General features: G+C 66.8%; 21 protein-coding genes. 17 read left to right on the forward strand and 4 right to left on the reverse strand.

Annotated features, from left to right (window positions below):
- Together V5F48_RS03485 and V5F48_RS03490 are read right to left on the reverse strand one after the other, a co-directional pair.
- Window positions 1–1,134: an ABC transporter permease gene (locus V5F48_RS03485; protein WP_394040109.1), complete on the reverse strand. Its 1,134-nt coding sequence runs from the start codon at window positions 1,132–1,134 to the stop codon at window positions 1–3.
- Window positions 1,131–2,270, reverse strand: coding sequence for an efflux RND transporter periplasmic adaptor subunit (locus V5F48_RS03490; RefSeq protein WP_394040111.1), 1,140 nt, complete (start codon window positions 2,268–2,270; stop codon window positions 1,131–1,133). The genes V5F48_RS03485 and V5F48_RS03490 overlap by 4 nt, the downstream gene beginning before the upstream one ends.
- Window positions 2,271–2,798: 528 nt before the next feature.
- Between V5F48_RS03490 and V5F48_RS03495 the strand changes: the two genes are divergently transcribed.
- Complete coding sequence (locus tag V5F48_RS03495; RefSeq protein WP_394040113.1) at window positions 2,799–4,151, forward strand: ferredoxin reductase family protein; 1,353 nt, start codon at window positions 2,799–2,801, stop codon at window positions 4,149–4,151.
- 306 nt (window positions 4,152–4,457) lie between these two features.
- On the opposite strand, the gene V5F48_RS03500 is transcribed toward V5F48_RS03495, so the two are convergent.
- A complete protein-coding gene (locus V5F48_RS03500) occupies window positions 4,458–5,024 on the reverse strand; it encodes a Spy/CpxP family protein refolding chaperone (RefSeq protein WP_394040115.1) in 567 nt (188 codons plus the stop codon).
- A gap of 285 nt (window positions 5,025–5,309) precedes the next feature.
- Here V5F48_RS03500 and V5F48_RS03505 point away from each other — a divergent pair, with 285 nt between their 5' ends.
- The 11 genes from V5F48_RS03505 to V5F48_RS03555 all read left to right on the forward strand — a co-directional run bounded on the left by V5F48_RS03505 (window position 5,310) and on the right by V5F48_RS03555 (window position 15,505).
- Window positions 5,310–5,609 (forward strand): ArsR/SmtB family transcription factor, encoded by a 300-nt coding sequence (locus V5F48_RS03505; RefSeq protein WP_237347775.1) that lies wholly within the window; start codon window positions 5,310–5,312, stop codon window positions 5,607–5,609.
- A complete protein-coding gene (locus V5F48_RS03510; RefSeq protein WP_394040118.1) occupies window positions 5,606–6,670 on the forward strand; it encodes a permease in 1,065 nt (354 codons plus the stop codon). The genes V5F48_RS03505 and V5F48_RS03510 overlap by 4 nt, the downstream gene beginning before the upstream one ends.
- Before the next feature lie 19 nt (window positions 6,671–6,689).
- Entirely contained in the window at window positions 6,690–6,926 is a 237-nt protein-coding gene (locus tag V5F48_RS03515; RefSeq protein ID WP_229644047.1) for a thioredoxin family protein, read from the forward strand.
- Window positions 6,927–6,934: 8 nt separating this feature from the next.
- Entirely contained in the window at window positions 6,935–7,339 is a 405-nt protein-coding gene (locus tag V5F48_RS03520; RefSeq protein WP_394040120.1) for an OsmC family protein, read from the forward strand.
- Between the two features lie 239 nt (window positions 7,340–7,578).
- Window positions 7,579–8,775 (forward strand): DUF932 domain-containing protein, encoded by a 1,197-nt coding sequence (locus V5F48_RS03525; protein WP_394040122.1) that lies wholly within the window; start codon window positions 7,579–7,581, stop codon window positions 8,773–8,775.
- 173 nt (window positions 8,776–8,948) lie between these two features.
- Window positions 8,949–11,012 (forward strand): ParB/RepB/Spo0J family partition protein, encoded by a 2,064-nt coding sequence (locus V5F48_RS03530; protein ID WP_394040124.1) that lies wholly within the window; start codon window positions 8,949–8,951, stop codon window positions 11,010–11,012.
- 90 nt (window positions 11,013–11,102) lie between these two features.
- A complete protein-coding gene (locus V5F48_RS03535) occupies window positions 11,103–12,140 on the forward strand; it encodes a DUF7146 domain-containing protein (protein WP_394040126.1) in 1,038 nt (345 codons plus the stop codon).
- Between the two features lie 339 nt (window positions 12,141–12,479).
- Entirely contained in the window at window positions 12,480–13,400 is a 921-nt protein-coding gene (locus V5F48_RS03540) for a DUF2493 domain-containing protein (protein WP_394040128.1), read from the forward strand.
- 381 nt (window positions 13,401–13,781) lie between these two features.
- A complete protein-coding gene (locus V5F48_RS03545; RefSeq protein ID WP_229644176.1) occupies window positions 13,782–13,949 on the forward strand; it encodes a hypothetical protein in 168 nt (55 codons plus the stop codon).
- Between the two features lie 137 nt (window positions 13,950–14,086).
- Window positions 14,087–14,527, forward strand: a complete 441-nt coding sequence (locus tag V5F48_RS03550; protein WP_394040130.1) for a hypothetical protein — start codon at window positions 14,087–14,089, stop codon at window positions 14,525–14,527.
- Window positions 14,528–15,178: 651 nt separating this feature from the next.
- Window positions 15,179–15,505 (forward strand): DUF736 domain-containing protein, encoded by a 327-nt coding sequence (locus V5F48_RS03555; RefSeq protein ID WP_237345925.1) that lies wholly within the window; start codon window positions 15,179–15,181, stop codon window positions 15,503–15,505.
- A 58-nt stretch (window positions 15,506–15,563) separates the two neighbouring features.
- On the opposite strand, the gene V5F48_RS03560 is transcribed toward V5F48_RS03555, so the two are convergent.
- Window positions 15,564–15,782, reverse strand: coding sequence for a helix-turn-helix domain-containing protein (locus tag V5F48_RS03560; protein ID WP_138397488.1), 219 nt, complete (start codon window positions 15,780–15,782; stop codon window positions 15,564–15,566).
- A 188-nt stretch (window positions 15,783–15,970) separates the two neighbouring features.
- Here V5F48_RS03560 and V5F48_RS03565 point away from each other — a divergent pair, with 188 nt between their 5' ends.
- The 5 genes from V5F48_RS03565 to V5F48_RS03585 all read left to right on the forward strand — a co-directional run.
- A complete protein-coding gene (locus tag V5F48_RS03565; RefSeq protein ID WP_394040132.1) occupies window positions 15,971–16,246 on the forward strand; it encodes a DNA -binding domain-containing protein in 276 nt (91 codons plus the stop codon).
- Between the two features lie 128 nt (window positions 16,247–16,374).
- Window positions 16,375–16,719 (forward strand): transcriptional regulator domain-containing protein, encoded by a 345-nt coding sequence (locus tag V5F48_RS03570; RefSeq protein ID WP_394040134.1) that lies wholly within the window; start codon window positions 16,375–16,377, stop codon window positions 16,717–16,719.
- Window positions 16,685–17,143 carry a DUF2285 domain-containing protein gene (locus tag V5F48_RS03575; RefSeq protein ID WP_237355861.1) on the forward strand — a complete coding sequence of 153 codons (459 nt, stop codon included), beginning with the start codon at window positions 16,685–16,687 and terminating at the stop codon, window positions 17,141–17,143. The genes V5F48_RS03570 and V5F48_RS03575 overlap by 35 nt, the downstream gene beginning before the upstream one ends.
- 140 nt (window positions 17,144–17,283) lie before the next feature.
- Window positions 17,284–17,565, forward strand: coding sequence for a helix-turn-helix transcriptional regulator (locus V5F48_RS03580; RefSeq protein ID WP_237355862.1), 282 nt, complete (start codon window positions 17,284–17,286; stop codon window positions 17,563–17,565).
- Window positions 17,566–17,580: 15 nt separating this feature from the next.
- On the forward strand, window positions 17,581–18,530 hold a 950-nt coding region (locus tag V5F48_RS03585; protein ID WP_394040137.1), incomplete at its 3' end, for a replication initiator protein A.

The following is an 18,530-nucleotide window of genomic DNA, read 5'->3' on the forward strand; positions in this document are numbered from 1 at the left end:
CTAGCCTCCGAGCGCTGTGGCGGGATCAACCCGCAAGGCCGCGCGAACACCCAGGCCGCTCGACGCGATGCAGACCGCAAGTACGATCAGGCCGAGCCCGGCCACATTGTCCGCATCGAGGACCACCCGACGCGGGAAATGATCCTTGATGGCGAAGATCATGGCCGTGCCGAGCGCGAACCCGATCAGGCCGAGCGCCAGCGCCTGCTGCACGATCATCAGGACGATCGTGCGGTCGGGCGCGCCGATCAGCTTGAGCGTCGCAATCTGCTTCAGCTTCTCCATGGTCATCGTATAGATGATGAGGGCGATGATCACCGCGGACACAAAGAGCAGGATGGTCGTGAACAGCCCGATCTGGCGCCGGGCGCGATCGACCAGCGAGCGGGACAGAATGTCTTCCTGCTCTGCCTGCGTGATGGCCGAAAAGTGCTTCCACCGACGAACCGTCTCCGCCACGGCATCCACTGACGCATTGGGCTGAACGCGTGCGATGACGGCATTCACCGTGTCGCGACCGGCCCCGGCGCTTCCACGCGCGATCTGGACGCGGGCCGCGGGCGGACCAAGATCGAACTGCAGCTTCTGCGCATCCCCCAAGGTGATGTAGACAGCCGGGTCGCCGCCGGAATTGACCTGGTGCCGGGTCAGGCCGACGACCGCGAACGTGTTGCGCCCGAGCTCGATCCGGTCGCCGAGAACAAGTCCGCTCGCCTGGTCTGCGACCATCTCGAAATGGCTGCGCACGATGGTGCGTCCTTCCACGATCTCCGGCGGGCCTCCTGGCCGCGTGAGCTCGTAGCCGATGACATAGAGGCGGAGCTTGCGGCCTTGATGCTCCGCCTCGACCGTCTGGTAGGTAATGCCGCCTGCCGCGGTCACGCCGGCAATGCGCGCCACCGCTTCGCGAACGTCGCCTGGAATGCGGGACGCCTCGGCGAACGGACCGCGCGAGTTGGCTTCCACGACCCAGAGATCGACCGCCGGCGCACGGGAGATTGTCAGGGCGTCAACGACGATGCCACGATAAATTCCGATCATCGCCATCACCACCCCGAGCAGGAGGGCGAGCCCCAGGCAGGTGAGCAAGAAGCGTCCGAGGTTGTGGCAAATGTCGCGGTAGGCGAGGTTCATGGGGCGCCGGCCCCGATGGCGCGCGCGGCGCGGCCCTCCTTGAAGGCCGGATCGATCTGGGTGACCACAAGCGCTCCCGCGGGAAGGCCGCCGACGATTTCGAGCCGCCCATCCTCGGTGCGATGGCGAAAGGCGACGAGACGGCGCTTGAGGCGTCCCTGCTCCACGGTCCAGACCTTGCCTTCCCGCCCGTCATAGCCTTGCACGGCGGCTTCCGGAACGAGCAGGGCCTTGTCGAGGGTGGCGACGGAGATCCAGAACTCGACTTGCTCGCCAAGGAAGATGCGGGGCGGAGGATTGTCTCCCTTCACATAGATGCGCCGCTCCTCCGTGACACGGTCGCTTTCAAGGCCGATGCGCGCCACGCGCCCGGCGAAGCTCTGCTGCGGGGTTGAGCGCCTGCGGGCCTCCACGCGCTGGCCCTCCTCGATGAAGCCGGCACGCGCCTCGTCCACATAGGCCAGCCCCCAATAGGTGCCGACCGCCACGAGGGAAAAGATGGGCTCCCCCGGATTGACGACGCTGCCGGCCTCCTTGTGGCGCGCGATGACGATGGCGTCGTAGGGCGCGACCAGCGTGCGATGGCGCAGCATGGTCTGCTCAAACTGCAACTGGCCGCGCGCGTCGGCGAGCTGGGCCTTGGCGCTTGCAAGCTCGCTTTGCGCCACAAGCGCATCCGCATTGGCGACAGCCTCGTCGAGCAGCGTCTCCTCGGCGACCTGCTGGGAGACGATATCGCGACCTGCCAGGGTTTGCTTGCGCCGGTTGGCCACCTGCTTCTGGGCGAAGACGGCGTTCGCCTTCTGGAGGTTCGCCTCGGCGCGACGGATGTTGACCTCGGCGATCTCCACCGCGGCCACCGCCTTGACGACCTTGGCCTCCTGCTCCCCCGCATCGAGACGCGCAAGCACCTGCCCCTTGGACACGCTGTCCCCATGATCGGCCAGGAGCGCGGTGAGGGTCGCACCGACCTCGAAGCCGATCTTGGACAACACCTGGGCCTCGACGGTGCCCAGCCCGAACACCCGCACCGGCACGTTTTGCTCGGGAGAGGCGACGTTGACGGCAATGGGTCTGCTGCCGACGAAAAAGATCCCCGCCGCAAGCACGACGACCGCCATCACGGTCAGGGCCATCGTCCTGAGCATCCGTCCCTTGGGGCGCCTTTCGGCGGCACCCGCGGATGAGGGAGGCATGGGCGGCTGCGCCCCGTCTGGTCCGTCCGACACTTTCACCTCCTGCCAGAAGTCTCTACCGCGTCGCGCCGACATCCGGCGAGGCCGATGTCAGCATCATTTCAGACGAGGCGCATTGCTCGGACCTCGGGCGATCCACGGCAGGCTCAATGCGCGCGGCGACTTCGAGCCTCGTCAACCGATCCAGCCCCGCCTGTACCAGCACAATCGGGATCAGAGGGGCATCCACGTTCGGGAATATTCTGACCATACATCAAGCCAGCATTACACATTGCTTGATTCGACGTGGCCACAAGCGACCATTCCGCGCCGGCGGGCGGTGCGGTGCGGTGCGGTGCGGTGCGGACGTAAAACCTGCCGCTTGAGTTCTCTCAATGCCGCATCCGCCACTTTCGGGTGTTCTTCGCCATGGAGATGCCTGTTCAAGGTCGATGGCGCCTCGTCGCGGCGTGAAAGAGAAACATAGACATGCGACACATCAAGCTGGCCCTTTTCGGCATCCTCGCTGTCATGTCCGTGCTGTGGATCGCAGCGGAGCCCGGGGTGTTCCAACTGAATGGCTTCTTCGCGGTGCGGGCGGCAGCGGCGCAATATACCGGCGTCCTTGCCATCGCCGTCATGAGCGTGGCGATGATGCTGGCCCTGCGCCCGCGCTGGCCCGAGCGCTGGATGGGCGGGCTCGACAAGATGTATCGCCTCCACAAATGGCTGGGCATCACCGCGCTTGTCGTCGCCGTCATCCATTGGCTTTGGGCGCAGGGGCCGAAATGGGCCGTGGGCTGGGGCCTGCTGGAGCGACCGGCCCGCGGCCCGCGGCCGCCCATCACGAACCCGGTCGAGGCCTTCTTCTCAAGCCTGCGCGGCACCGCCGAGGGCATCGGCGAATGGGCCTTCTACGCGGCCGTGGTGCTGATCGCGCTGGCCCTGATCCGCGTCTTTCCCTACCGCTGGTTCTACAAGACCCACCGCCTGCTGGCGGTCGCCTATCTGGTGCTGGTGTTCCACACGATGGTGCTCCTGAACTTCGCCGATTGGATCACGCCGCTCGGCGCCGTGATGGCGCTGCTGCTGGCCGGCGGCACCTTCGCCGCAGGCGTGGTGCTGGCGCGCCGGGTCGGCGCCGCGCGGCAGGTGAAGGGTCGGATTGCCGAGATGAACTATTTTCCGGGGGTGAAGGTGCTCGAAACCATCATCGATGTGCCGGCCGGCTGGCCGGGGCATCGGGCGGGCCAGTTCGCCTTCGCCCTGTCGGATGCCTCCGAAGGCGCGCATCCCTACACCATCGCTTCGGGCTGGCATCCGGACCATCCACGGATCACGTTCATTACCAAGGAGCTCGGCGACCACACGAGCCGCCTCAAGGAGCGGCTCAAGGTGGGCCAGGAGGTGCGGGTCGAGGGGCCATACGGCTGCTTTACCTTCGACGACGACTGCCGCCACCAAATCTGGATCGGCGGCGGCATCGGCATCACCCCGTTCATCGCGCGCATGAAGCACATGGCCCTGCGCGGCGAGGCGCCCGACTGGCCGGAAGGACAGACGGCGGACCTGTTCCACGCCACTTCCGATGTGGACGAGGGGGCGCTCGCCAAACTCGGGGACGACGCGCGCTCCGCCAACGTGCGCCTGCACCTGCTGGTCAGCCCGCGCGACGGCCGGTTGACCGGCGCCCGCATCCGCGAGGCCGTGCCGAACTGGCGCGAGGCCAGCATCTGGTTCTGCGGTCCCACCGGCTTCGGGGCGGTGCTGCGGCGGGATTTCGCCGCCGCGGGGTTTCCCGTGGAGAAGCGCTTCCACCGGGAACTCTTCGACATGCGGTGAGGCTGGCTCAACCTACGGCGTCCAAATCGGAGGACGGACCCCAGAGGGTACGCGGTACCGCTGGTCGCGGCTCCACCCGCGGCGGCTCACCGCCTGGAGACATACCCCCTGCTGCGGTTGGGAAGGGGCCCCCGCATCTGGCGCTTTTCGTGAACGGCGCGACTGTGACGGGACCATCGGTCGAACGACAATCCCGACGACATCAGCCTGACGGACCAGGCCCGACGAGACAGGCCGGTCGCGACAAAGTACGTCAGAGGCGGCGGGCCTCCGCCCGCCGCGGCGGCGAGGCCCGCCCCGTCACGTTTACATCATGCATCCCATGCCGGTGAGCAGTTCGTTGGCCTTCTTCTTCTGGCCATCGCTGAGCGCGGCGTAGAGGTCGCTGAGCGGCTGCTTCATGTCCTTGAGAGCGGCGGCGCGGGCTTCCATCACCGCGATACGGGACTCCAGGCGCTCCACCGGCGTGTCGGCGTCAAAGCTGGCGCGCATGGCCTGGCGCAGGCCCTGCATGCTGACGAAATTGTTCTTCATCGCCACCACATAGGCGTTCCATGCCTTGGCCTGCGCATCGGTGACGCCGAGCTCGGCCTTCAGGAAGGCAGCTCGCCCCTCAATGAAGGCGGGCACCTCGCCATCGGCATCACCCGCCATCCAGCCCCCGCAGCCGCCCATCATGCCCCGGGCCGAGCGATGGAACCCGGGACCCCAGCCCCCTTGGCCGGGACCCATATATCCCGCCCCCTGACCCATCATGCCCGGACCCTGGCCCGGCCCACCGCCCATCTGGGCGCTCGCCGGCACAGCGAACAATGCCGCCGCGACCAGCGCAAACGCTGCGACGCGCGCAATGGAGACAGACTTGATCTTCATGACGCTCTCCCTTCCTGCGGGCGGACACGTCCGCCCCTCCGACCTGAGCCGGGGTTGAGCCCGAGCATTCTAGGCGCGCTTGCTCCTCCTGCCGCATCGATCCACGCCCAATACCCCTTTCGTGATGCAGGACGGACGGCGTCCGTGGTCCTGCGCGCGAACCACAGCGGCGGGCGGACACACCCGAAACTGTCGTCACCGATGGCCGAAATCGCCGCGTTACCGGCGATAGACCTCGAATAAAATGCGTTTACACGCATATGCGCATGAGCGTAAAACGAATCCATGCAGTCCGCGCTCACCCTTCTGTCGGCCTTGGCCGAACCCACCCGCCTCGCGGCGGTCCGCCTCCTGTGGGACGGGCGCGAGCATTGCGTCTGCGAGCTTGTGCGCGTCCTCGGCGTCACCCAATCCCGCATGTCGCGCCATATGGCGGTGCTCAAGCAGGCCGGCATGGTGATCGACCGGCGGGATGCCCAATGGGTGCGCTACCGTCGCAACCCCGACTTGCCGGCCGAGCAGGCCGCCATCATCGATGCTGTCCTCACCAGCCTGGACGCTTCATCGAACAGGAGAGCCGCATGAGCGCTGACCTGTCATTGACCGAGCGCAAGCCGCCGCGGGAGGCATCGCCTCTGGCCTGGGCGGCGGCAACGATCGCGGCGATCGCGATCTGGTTCGTGGTCTATGCCCAGCTGGCGCCGTTCTCCCAATGGCTGGTGGCCCGCCTGCCGGTGGAGCCCGGCAGCCATCTGGCCGAAGCGGTCACCTTCTTCATCTACGATACGCCCAAGGTGCTGATGCTGCTGACGCTGGTGGTGTTCGCCATGGGCGTGGTGCGCAGCTTCTTCTCCGCCGAGCGCACCCGTGCGCTGCTCGCCGGAAAGCGCGAGGGGCTCGGCAATATCGCGGCCGCCGGCCTCGGCATCGTCACGCCTTTCTGCTCCTGCTCGGCGGTGCCGCTGTTTGTCGGCTTCGTCTCCGCCGGGGTCCCCCTCGGCGTGACGTTTTCCTTCCTCATCGCCGCGCCCATGGTGAACGAGGTGGCGCTGGGCCTTCTGTTCGCGCTCGTGGGCTGGAAGGTGGCGCTCACCTATCTGGCCTTCGGCCTGGCGGTGGCCATCGTCGCCGGCTGGGTCATCGGGCGGCTGCACCTGGAGGGCTGGCTGGAAGACTGGGTGCGCAACGTGCGCGCCGCTCCGGTCGAGCTGCCGTCCAATGGCATGACGCTGGTGGACCGCATCAAGGCCGGCCTCGAGGCGGTGCGCGACATCGTCGGCAAGGTGTGGATGTGGATCATCGCCGGCATCGCCGCGGGCGCCTTCATCCACGGCTACGTGCCGGCGGACCTCCTCGCCTCCATCATGGGACGGGATGCGTGGTGGTCGGTTCCGGCCGCGGTTCTGCTGGGCATTCCCATGTATTCCAATGCCGCGGGCATCATCCCGGTGGTGGAGGCCCTGCTGGCCAAGGGGGCGGCGCTGGGCACCGTGCTGGCCTTCATGATGGCGGTGATCGCTTTGTCTCTGCCGGAAATGATCATCCTGCGCAAAGTACTGAGCCTGAAATTGATCGCCGTGTTCGTGGGCGTGGTCGGCACCGGCATCCTCGCCGTGGGCTTCCTGTTCAACGCGCTGTTTTCTTAAAACAAGAAAGGCGAAAGCCATGAAAGACGTGAAGGTGCTCGGTCCCGGCTGCTCCCGCTGCGAGGCAACGGCGCAGATGGTGCGGGACGAGGCGGCCAAACTCGGGCTCGACGTGAGCGTGGAGAAGGTGACGGACTACGCAGTGATCGCGGGCTACGGCATCGCCTCGACCCCCGGCATCGTCATTGACGGCAAAGTGGTGCACGCAGGCGGCCTGCCGAAGCCGGACGATGTCGCCCGCTGGCTCGCGACGTGAGCCCCGCCATGCTGGAATACAAGGTTCGCGCGGCGCGCATCGACGCTCACGGCAGCCTCGCCCGCACGAAAGAGGCCGAGATCACCCTCGATACTGACATTGGCGGACGCGCCGATGCTTTCAACCCGGCGGAACTGTTCCTTGCTGCCATCGCGGCCTGCATGATCAAGGGCATCGAGCGGGTGACCCCGATGCTGAATTTCGAGCTGCGCGGGGTGGATGTCACGCTCCACGCCGTTCGGCAGGACGCGCCGCCGAAGATCATCTCGGTGGATTACGAGCTGATCATCGATACGGACGAGACGGAGCAGCGCCTGGCTTTGCTCCACACCAACATCCGCAAGTACGGCACCATTTCGAACACCGTGGCCGAAGCGACCCGATTGGAAGGGACCATCCGAAGGAAGGCGTGAGCGTCATCAGTGGCTTGCGCGAAAGCGGCCGCGTACTTCGCCAAGGATGCAAAGTGAAGTACGCGTTCATCGCCGAGCATCGCCTGCTGTTTTCTGACCCCTACCACTACGCTCCTGGTCTCCGGCGACTGGTCTGCGGGTTGTCCTACTATGCGTCGAGAGTGAGAGGTCGGTCGGTTCGACCATGACGGGTTGAGGGCTGGGACAGAGGCTCCCGGCGCCCGTCATGGAGACGACCCATGACCCAGGTGGAGATTCTGGACGCCGCGCGCGATCGTGCTGGCGGCTACAAGGTGGATGTGAGCCGGGGCGAGCGGATCGGCCGCGTGTCCTCGGAATGGTTCTCCCGGCCGGCAGACGAGCGCTATCTGTCCCTGTCGGACCTGTTCGCCGCCGTATATGGCCGGACCGAGCGCAGCCGGACGCGGACAGTGGAGAGCGCGGCGATCCGGGTGGAGGCGAGCCGAGAGGCTGCCGAGCGCCTAGCGCTGGTGCTGCCGGGCTCGGAGATGCCGGTCGCGCCAACCCATTGGAGCTTCGGCCAAATGGCCAGCCTGGTCGGCGCACCGGCATCTTATCTGCGGCAGCTCCCGGCGCCCCTCGCCGGCATCAACCTGCAGCACGGCCTGCTGACGCACCGCGCCGAGCAGGTGAAGACGCTGGAGGTGGAGGACGGCCGCGTCGAGCTCCGGGCCGTCACCGGTCCTGACTATGGCCGCATCTATGACCATGAGCTTGTAGATGCCGTGCGCCGCATCGCCGGCAACGGCACGGGCGATACCCGCTGGAAGGTTCCGGGCGTGCTCGACTGGTCGACCGGCATCTATAATCCCCGCGTCGACATCACCAAGGACACCACCACGCTCTATGCCTCGGACCGGGACGTCTTCCTGTTCCTCGTGGATGATCTCAACCCCATCGAAGCCGGCCGGTTGCCGGATGGCTCGCCCGACCTGTTCTTTCGGGGCTTTTATTGCTGGAACTCGGAGGTGGGGGCGAAGACGCTGGGGATCGCCAGCTTCTATCTGCGGGCGGTCTGCCAGAACCGGAATCTGTGGGGCGTGGAGGATTTCGAGGAGATCACCATCCGCCACTCCAAATACGCCGCCTCCCGTTTCGCCCATCAGGCCGCGCCGGCCCTGGAGCGGTTCGCCAATTCCTCCCCCATGCCCTTCGTCAACGGCATCAAGGCGGCCCGTGAGCGCATCGTGGCCCGCACCGACGAGGACCGCACCGAGTTCCTGCGTCGCAAGGGCTTCTCCAAAGCCGAGACGCAGAAGGTGATCGAGACCGTGCTCGCCGAGGAGGGCCGCAAGCCGGAGAGCATCTTCGACTTCGTGCAGGGCATCACCGCGGTGGCGCGGGACAAGCCGCACCAGGATGCGCGCCTCGATCTGGAGGCCCGGGCGAAGAAGCTGCTCGATCGCGCCGCCTGAGATCCGCAAAGCCTGAGATGCGGATTGCGGTGGTTCTGGCTCCGTGTCGTTCCAGGTTTCCGGATTGTCGGTTTTACGGCGCCGTCCTCAGAGGCAGAGGGCGGCGCCTTGTTTCGTGACGGGTTGGAGGCCAGAGAGAGGTTCTCCGGCCGCCCGTCGCGGAGAAGCATCCCATGGCCACGGCTGTTCAGAAGATCACCCTTTCGTCCTCGCGGGACATTCCCTTCAACAGGCTGGTGCTCAGCCAGTCCAACGTCCGTCGGGTGAAGGCCGGCGTCTCCATCGAGGAACTCGCCGAGGACATCGCGCGCCGAGGACTGCTCCAGGGCCTCAATGTCCGCGCCGTCGTCGATGTGGATGGCGTCGAGACCGGCATGTATGAGATCCCCGCCGGCGGACGGCGCTATCGGGCGCTGGAGCTGCTGGTGAAGCGCAAGCGCCTCGCCAAGACAGCGCCCGTGCCCTGTATCGTGCGGGAGGGCGGTATCGCCGAGGAGGATTCGCTGGCCGAGAATGTCCAGCGCGCACCGCTGCACCCGCTCGACCAGTTCCGCGCCTTCCTCGCTCTGCGGGAGAAGGGTCAGTCCGAGGAGGAGATCGCCGCCGCCTTCTTCGTCTCGGCCGCGGTGGTGAAGCAGCGGCTGAAGCTTGCATCGCTTTCCCCGAAGCTCCTCGACGTCTATGCCGAGGATGGCCTCACCCTCGATCAGCTCATGGCCTTCACCGTGTCGGGCGACCATGAGCGGCAGGAGCAGGTGCTGGAGCGTCTCTCCCAGGCTTACGACAAGCAGCCCTATGTCATCCGGCGCATGCTGACGGAAGGTGCGGTTCGGGCCAGCGACAAGCGGGCCCGGTTCATCGGCATCGAGGCCTATGAGACGGCCGGCGGCACGGTGCTGCGCGACCTGTTCCAGGGGGACGACGGCGGCTGGCTGCAGGACGTGGCCCTCGTCGACCGGATGGTGGCCGAGAAGCTCGCCGCCGAGGCCGACGCGATCCGGAGCGAAGGCTGGAAGTGGATCGAAGTGGCGCCGGACTTCGCCTATGGCCACACCTACGGCCTACGCCAGCTGCGGGGTGAGCCGACGCCCCTGACCGAGGAGGAGGAGGCAGCTCGGGCGACGGCCCAGGCTGCATATGATCGCCTCTCCGAAGAACATGCCGACGCCGACGAACTCCCCGAGGAGGTCGACGCCCGGCTCGGTGAGCTGGAGGCGATCCTGGAGGCATTCGAGACGCGGCCCCTCGCGTTCGATCCGGCGGAGGTCGGCCGCGCCGGAGCCTTCGTCAGCATCGCCCAGGACGGCAAGCTCCGGGTGGAGCGGGGCTATGTCCGCCCGGAGGACGAAGTGCCGGTCGAAGAGGAGCATGCCACTTCCGCCAAGGCCGAAGTCTCCACCGACGCGACCTCGGCACCTCGACAGGAGGCAGTAACGTCCGATGCTTCCGCTGAGCCCGAGGAGGAGGACGGCCTCACCCCCATCTCCGACCGTCTGCTCACGGAGCTGACCACCCATCGCACCCTCGGCCTGCGCCATGCGCTGGGCGAGCAGCCTGACATCGCCTTCCTCGCCGCGGTCCACGCCCTGACACTGAAGGCCTTTTACGTCTACGGCTCGGACAGCTGCCTTGAACTCGATCTCAAGAGCGTGTCCTTCAACGCCCAGGCGCCTGGCCTCAACGACAGCGTTTCGGCCGAGGCCATCCGTATCCGGCATGAGAGCTGGGCCAAGGCGCTTCCGAAAGAGCCGGTCGCGCTCTGGGACACCCTGAGCGGGTGGGACCGCGACAGCCGAGCCGCCCTGTTCGCCCATGTGGTGAGCCTCTCGGTCAATGCCGTGCACGAGGCCTGGAACCGCCGTCCACGCGCCTTCGCCCATGCCGACCGCCTCGCTCAGGCGGTGGCGCTCGACATGGCGGCGGCTGGGTGGAAGCCCACCGTCGACACCTTCCTCGGCCGGGTCACCAAGGCCCGTATCCTGCAGGCGGTGACCGAGGCGAAGGGCGAACGAGCGGCGGAGCGGATCGCCCACCTCAAGAAGGGCGACATGGCGCGGGAGGCCGAGACCCTTCTTGCCGATAGCAGCTGGCTCCCGGAGGCCCTGCGGACCCAGCCCTGCGACATCGCCGGCGAAGAAACGGCGAAGATCGACGGCGCAACGGCCATGGGCGAAGAGGAGGACCTCGCCGAGACTGAAGAGCCTGAGGCGGCCTCTCCCCCGATCGCCGCCGAATAATCCTCCCGGGCAACCTGGCCCGCCGGCCGAGGCTCCGCGACCCCTGTATCGCGTGGTCCGGACGGCGGGCCTTTTTCTTGGAGCGTCCTCATGGCGGATGCTGCGCATGACCTCGCCCGGCGGCTGGGGCGGCAGGCAGAGGCGGTATGCCGCCATTATCTCTCCGCAGGCCGGCGGCAGGGTCACTATTGGCAAGTGGGGGATGTGCGCAACACGCCCGGCCGATCGATGTTTGTGCGGCTGCGGGACAGTGCGAAAGGCCCCGCCGGAAAATGGACCGATGCGGCCACGGGGGAGCACGGTGATCTCCTCGACGTGATCCGGGAAAGTCGGGGCCTGTCCAGCTTCAGCGAGGTGGTCGCCGAAGCTGAAGCCTTTCTGCATATGCCCCGATCCTGGCAGGTCGCGGAGGCTCCCGTGTTCAGGACGAACAGCCTTTCACGTGACCTTGTCACCTCGGCACGTCGTCTCTTTGCTGCCGCACAGCCTATTCCGGGCACACTCGTGGAGTTGTATCTGCGGAACCGCGGCATCACGGCTTTGCACGAAACCGGAAGCCTGCGCTTTCACCCGCGCTGCTTCTATCGTCCAGTTGAACACGGGTCCATTCAACCCCTGCAGGCCATGATCGCCGCCGTCACGGATCTCCGCGGACGGATCATGGGCATCCACCGGACATGGCTCGCTCCGGACGGATCGGACAAGGCAGCCATCGCCACGCCCCGACGGGCCATGGGTCACCTACTGGAGCACGCCGTTCGATTCGGCGAGGCTGATGACGTGCTGGCCGCCGGTGAGGGCATCGAGACCATCCTTTCCGTGCGCACGGCGCTGCCCAACCTTCCGATGGCAGCGGCGCTCTCGGCCGCACACCTTGCAGTCATCGCCTTCCCACCTGGACTGCGGCGGCTCTACATCGTCCGCGACAATGATCCCGCCGGGGACCGGGCGCGGGACAGTGTCGCTTCGCGGGCGGCGTCCGTCGGGATCGAGGCCATCGTGCTCTCGCCAGCGCTCGGCGACTTCAACGAGGATCTGCGCGCCTTTGGGGTCGATGCGGTGCGGGCTGAACTGCGATGCCTGCTTGCTCCTGAGGATGTCAGCCGCTTCACAATGCTGAACCCGTGACATGAAGGAGCTGGGAGCGGGGATGCGCTAACGGCACGCTCTGAGGCTCACCGTCGACAGAGGATCCGCAGCCAGGCCTTCCAGAGGGCGATCGGCCAGCAGTCGTCCCGGACCGGCAATGGCTGCGGCCGACGATTTTCCGTCGGCGGTGTTTTCCCCACGACGCAGGCGTCGCGGGACCCCTGCCACCGCCTTTCCATCGCGAAACAAAATCGCCGGCCTCCGCCATCCTCCGCTGCGCTCCGGCCCCGCGCTTCCCGCGGGGTGCAGGTCCGACCCGCCCGCCGGCTTCGTCGCCATGAAGGCCGCAGAGCTGCGGTCCAACCGACGGAGCATCCCATGAGCGCAGAGCACGACGAACCCCACGACTCTTCTCCCACCGATCACCTGCTGCAGGAACTCCAGCTCTACGGCTACCGCCCGCTCAGCGACGAGTCCGATCCCCGGCCCCTTCCCGAGGCCAACCACATCACCGGCGCCATCGCCGACATCTTCGATGCTCTCATCGCGACCCTGCAGGACACCCGCCTGGAGCCCGACCTTCCCGACCTCCTGTGGTCCACCGTCCATCTCTTCCACCGGGCCGCCGGCCGGATCTCGGGCACCCTTGACGATAACGAGCAGGGCCAACGCCGCAGCCAGCAGGAGCAGGATGGCAGCGAGGTGCGCTCGGTGGAACTGGAACGCCTCATCGCCGAGGGGCAGAGCCTCGTGGAGCGCCGCGACGCCTTCGAGCTGATGCGCGACGAAGCCGCCGACGCCTTCGAGCGGCACACCGGCTCGGCCTGGCGCCCACGCACCGGATCCATGGTGAACCATCGCCACCTCACCGCAGCCCTCATCGACAGCCGCGATTTCCTCACCGCCCGGAGGCGGGCGGAGACCACGGTGCTGATGCCCGCAGGTCCGAAGATCGCCTTCTCCGGTGGTGACACGGCCGATCATAGGCTCATCTGGGCCAAGCTCGACCAGGTGCACGCCAAGCACCCCGACATGGTGCTGCTGCACGGCGGTTCGCCCAAGGGCGCCGAGAGGATCGCCGCCTGCTGGGCCGATGCGCGCAAGGTGCCCCAGGTCGCGTTCAAGCCGGACTGGACACGGCACGCCAAGGCCGCGCCCTTCAAGCGCAACGACCAGATGCTCTCGGTCATGCCCATCGGGGTCATCGTCTTCCCCGGCACCGGCATCCAGGACAATCTCGCCGACAAGGCCCGCAAGCTCGGCATCCCGGTCTATCGGTTCGGGTCGGGCGGCGCGTGAGCGCTGCCCCTTTTTCATCTGGGTACGGATTTCACACCGCGTCATCGTTGCTCATCAGAAGAGGCCTTCCCTCGTCAATTTTCGTGAGGGTGCCCAGCAGAGGCCGCGCTCATCGGGTGTCGTGCTACCCGATGCCTCTCGAACCTGCGGAGTCAGGGAAACAACATCAGCTCCCGCTCTTCGAGCAACAGACCACCCCCGCTTTCCTGCGCTGTTCCTTGGTCCGACCGAGGGCCTGACGCCATCAACCCGCAAGGGGTCGGCTACGCATAGCGTGCCGCCGCTCTGCTTCGCCTGCGCGGTGATTGCGGCCCTCGGCCGGACCCGTCGGGCGCCTGTCAGCGGGGGATGGTCCTCCGCTTCGAGCAGGAGCCGGACCCCATGTCCTCCACCGATGCGCAAGCCTTCGCCCTCAGCCTCGCCAAGACCCTGATGGTCGTCATCGTGATCTTCCGCGCCGGCGACGGCAGCCTCTCGGTCGTGCCAGCCGACGAGTTCGACGGTGACGCCTCGCAGATCGTCCGCGAAATCGATCCCTTCGCCAGATAGCGGAGGTGTACGCATGACGTGCCGGGTATCCCCCTTACTGGGATTCCGGCATGCATCTTCTCTTGCTATGCTGGTGATCGCGCCGTGGTGGTGGTGGAAGGCGCGACCGTCAGAGCGTTCCTCACGGAGACACCACCATGATTTTCCTCGGCATCCTGCTTGGTCTCGCCGCCATCGCATTATTGTGCTGGCTGCTGTTTACGCTCGCCGTCTTCGCGCTGCCGTTCTTCGCCGCCGTCAGCGCCTGCACTTGGGCATACCATACCGGCGCGGGCTGGCTCGGTGCGATTGTCGTTGGCCTGATCGCTGGTGGCACCACGCTCGGCATCGGCCAGGTTCTGCTCGTGATCGTTCGTCCGATGTGGGCGCGGCTCCTCATTGCGCTCGCCTTCGTCGTCCCGGCCGTCTTCGCCGGCTATCACGCCACGTATGGCATCGCGAAGCTCGCCATGCCGTCCGAGACGTGGCAGATCGTCTTCTCGATCATCGGTGCTATTGCCATCGGCATCACGACGCTGTCGCGGGTCGCCGGCATGGCGGTCGCTGGCGCACCCAGCCGGGACCTTGCGCAGGTCTGAGCACGCTCCATGTCATTCGGCAGGGCCGGAGCTGAAAGAGCTTTGCCGCTCGCGCTGTCCGAGGATGGGGATCGGTGGCGCCCCCGCTTGCGGCAGAGGCCCAAGCGGCGGTCGATCGCGATTTCTTGAGACGAGACGACGCCTCGCGGTCAGTCGCGGACCAGCGCATGGTGGGAGCGATCTTGGCCGGTTGTAACCTTGGCTGCGGAAGTACACGGAGCAGGCCGGGAACGGGGGACGTGAAGCCGAAGAGGATCAGGCCGGTCTTCCGTGAGGTTGCGGCGGGTCGCCATCATCCCCGTTCGGTATCCGTCGGTCGACCGCTCCAAACGGCCTCTCCAATGGGCGGATCTGGCCCAAGGACGGCTGCGCCTCGACCGCCTCTGCCGCAACGGCGCATCATGACTTTCTTCCCCTGCCGGACCCCACCCCACGCGACAGGTCGCGTGGGGACCCCGAGGAGCCGTCATTCCTCGCGAGGCAAGAAAGTCCCTCTCGCGCCGTCCTCCGCTGCGCTCCGGTCGCAATCCTCACCCCATCGCGCCAGCGCGATGGGGGCCCCGAGGCGATGCGGCGTCGGTCGCCTCCGGCCTTCCGATCGCCATCGAGGCCGCATGGTGCGGGCTCGGAAACGGACGACGGAGATTTACCATGGCCACCATCGGCACCTTCAAGAAGACCGGCGCGAACGAGTTCAGCGGCGAGATCGTCACCCTCAGCGTCCAGGCCAAGGGCGTGCGCATCGTCCCGGACCTGCGGACCAATGGCGAGAACGCCCCCAGCCATCGGGTTCTGGTGGGCCGAATCGAGATCGGCGCCGCCTGGTCCAAGCGCTCCAGCGAAGGCCGCGACTATCTGGGCCTCAAGCTCGACGACCCGAGCTTCAACGCCCCGATCTACGCCAACCTCTTCGACGACGAGGACGCCGACACCTTCAGCCTCATCTGGTCCCGTCCCAGCGGGCGGCGCGGCGAGTGAGCCTCGCACAAGGCCCCGGCTGATCAAGCCGGGGCCTCACCACCACCGGGTTCACCGGTCAGTCGTTGCCGTCGGGCCGCACCAGCTCGACGTGGCTGACCCCCAGCGCCTGGGCCAGCTCGTAGAGGGTGATAACCGTCGGATTGCGTCGACCGCGTTCCAGGCCGCTGATGTACTGCTGGCTGAAACCGGAGCGCGCCTCGACATCCTCCTGCGTCAGGCCTTTCTCCTGACGCAGGCGAGCGAAGTTCCGGCCGACCAGCTTGCGCATGTCCATGCGCAGACGGATCGCAATTTACACACTTTGAGCTTATCAACTATAATATGTAATCAAGTGGTCCTAGCGGGTTAAGCGGCGGCAATGCCGATGCCGATCGATCATAGAGCGGCCCCGGGAATGCTCCCAGCGTGCGGGCTCGCTTCACCATCCGCCGTCGTCTAGAAGGGACGAAGGCTGCGCCAGGCATGGAAACGTGGGGTGACATGACCGACGCGTTTGCAGATGCCGTCCCTACCGCTCCCGAGCTCACCGACTACGACCGGGGGCATATCAAGCTCTATGCACGCCTGCTCGATGCCACGGCGGATGGCGCCGGCTGGCAGGAGATCGTCTCGGTGCTGTTCGGCATCGACGCGGCTCGGGAGCCCGAACGTGCCCGTCATGTCCACGATAGCCATCTGGCGCGGGCCCGATGGGTGGCGGCCAGCGGCTACAAGGACCTCCTCCGCCGTCCCGTCTGACGTTGCGGCCCGTTCGCAGGGGGTGATGCCGCAGCCGCATCACGCGATGCTCCCCGGCCGGCTTCCCCCAATACCCTCAATCCCTGATTGTCCTTGCTCGATACGCACGCTTGATGCGGAGACGAGTGATGAAGCCCGATACATCGCGCTGGCGAGAAGATGCCAGCTACGGCTATTTCGACACGCTGTCGGTGGAGGGACTCGCCTGGGAATGCCTGCGCCGGGACGAAACCTACCAGGAGCACTACCAGTCCCTCGTGAAGGCCGGCTCGGATGCCGACCCGCTCCCCCGGGAGGTGGAGCAGCGCTGGGGGCTGCGATTTCGCCGCGCGGCCATCTCTCTCCGCCGTGGAACAGAACGTCCCGTGGTCGCCGGTGGTCGATCCGGCCATCGTGCTTCTTGCCCAACAGCCCGCGTTTCTTCCGGGCGCGCCCAGCGTGTCGTTCGGCGGCATGGTTGCGCCGCGCGATAGCACCGAGGGACGATACTGGGTCCATGGTCCGGCACCCCATGCCGCGCAGGTGCTGCTGCTGACCGGGACTCGCCCCGACACGCCACTGGCGGCATTGATCCCGCTGGATGCGGACACCATAGGGCGGATGGAAGCGCTGACCCGCTTCTGGCGTGCTGTCGAGGGTCGGCCATTGATCCCCGACACCCGCGTTACCGCCCAGCAGCGTGGCCGACTGCGCACCATGATGCTGGCGGCCGATGGTCGGGCGAACGGCGCCAGCTATCGCGACATCGCCGCGGTCCTTTACGGCCCCAAGCGCGTTGCGTCCGAGCCCTGGAAAACCTCGGCGCTGCGCGACAAGGTCATCGGCCTCGTCAAAGGCGGCCTCGCCATGATCGGCGGCGGATATCTCAAGCTCCTGCGTCATCGCAGAAGACCATAGCCGCATCGGCGGCATCCTGAGGGTGGGGATTTTCGCCCCCCCAAACTTCCCCATCCCCCTCGACGGCTGCCCTTCGCCACCGTGATCGCCATCCGCCGCTGATGACCAGCGGCCCGAGATCGCCCACGGAGGTTCGATCCATGCGACCCGACGCTGTCCCGCTGCCGCCACGCTACTTGCGCACCAAGGAAGCCGCCGTCTTCCTCAGCCTGTCGCCCCGGACGCTCGAAAAGCACCGCACCTACGGAACCGGTCCCGCCTATCGCAAGCTCGGCGGTCGCGTCGTCTATGCCATCGAGGATCTGCAGGCCTGGGTCGCCCGCGGCGCGGTCACCTCCACCTCCGATCCCCGCGGCTCGATCCTGCCGGCCAAGCGCCAGGGCCTGCCTGGCCTTGCCGAGCCCCACCGCTTCGCACGCTGATCGGAGCCCTTCTCCATGGCGGCGCGGCATCACTCCCAGCCGGAGCGCGGACAGCTCGATCTGTTCCGCGCGCTTCCCGGCGCGTTCGCGCCACGAGATGCGCAGGATCTCATGGCCTATCCCTTCTTCTCCCTCTCCAAGACCCATCGCATCGCGCCCATCGATTTTGCCGCCGGCGATGTCTCCATCCGGGTCGAGGCCGTGCCTGACCACGGCATGGCGACCATCTGGGACGCCGACATCCTGATCTGGGCGGCGAGCCAGATCGTGGAGGCCCGCGACGCTGGCCTGCGCACGTCGCGCTTCGTGGTCGCCACCCCCTATGAGATCCTCAGGTTCGTGGGGCGCGGCACCTCGCTGCGGGACTATCAGCGCATGAAGGCGGCGCTCGACCGGCTGCAATCCACCACCGTGTCCACCTCGATCCGCCAGCGGGCCGAGGGACGGCGCCATCGCTTCTCCTGGATCAACGAGTGGAAGGAGCGCACCGACCGGGATGGCAGACCCGCGGGAATCGAGCTCATCGTCCCCGACTGGTTTTATTGCGCCATCGTGGAGGACGCCCTCGTCCTCACCATCGACCGGGCCTATTTCGAGCTAACGGGCGGGTTGGAGCGCTGGCTCTACCGGCTGGTGCGCAAGCACGGCGGCCGCCAGCACGCCGGCTGGCGCTTCGACTTCCGCCACCTCCACCTGAAATCGGGCAGCCTCTCGCCCTTCAAGCGCTTCGCCTTCGAGCTCAGGGACATCATTCGCCGCCAGCCGCTGCCCGGCTACACCCTGTTCCTGGAGTGTGACGCGGGTGCGCGCGCGCTGCTCGCTTTCGAGCCGGCCTGTGGACGACCTGTGAATCCCTTCGTGCCATCGGGAACCCGGTGCCACGTGCCATCAGGAACTGGCCCCTCGTGCTTTCGGGAACCGAAACAGGGGTTAACCCCAAGCCCGAAAACGCAAAATCGCACCCC

The sequence above is a fragment of the Xanthobacter autotrophicus ATCC 700552 genome (assembly GCF_043194565.1).
In the GTDB taxonomy this organism is placed as follows: domain Bacteria; phylum Pseudomonadota; class Alphaproteobacteria; order Rhizobiales; family Xanthobacteraceae; genus Xanthobacter; species Xanthobacter autotrophicus_F.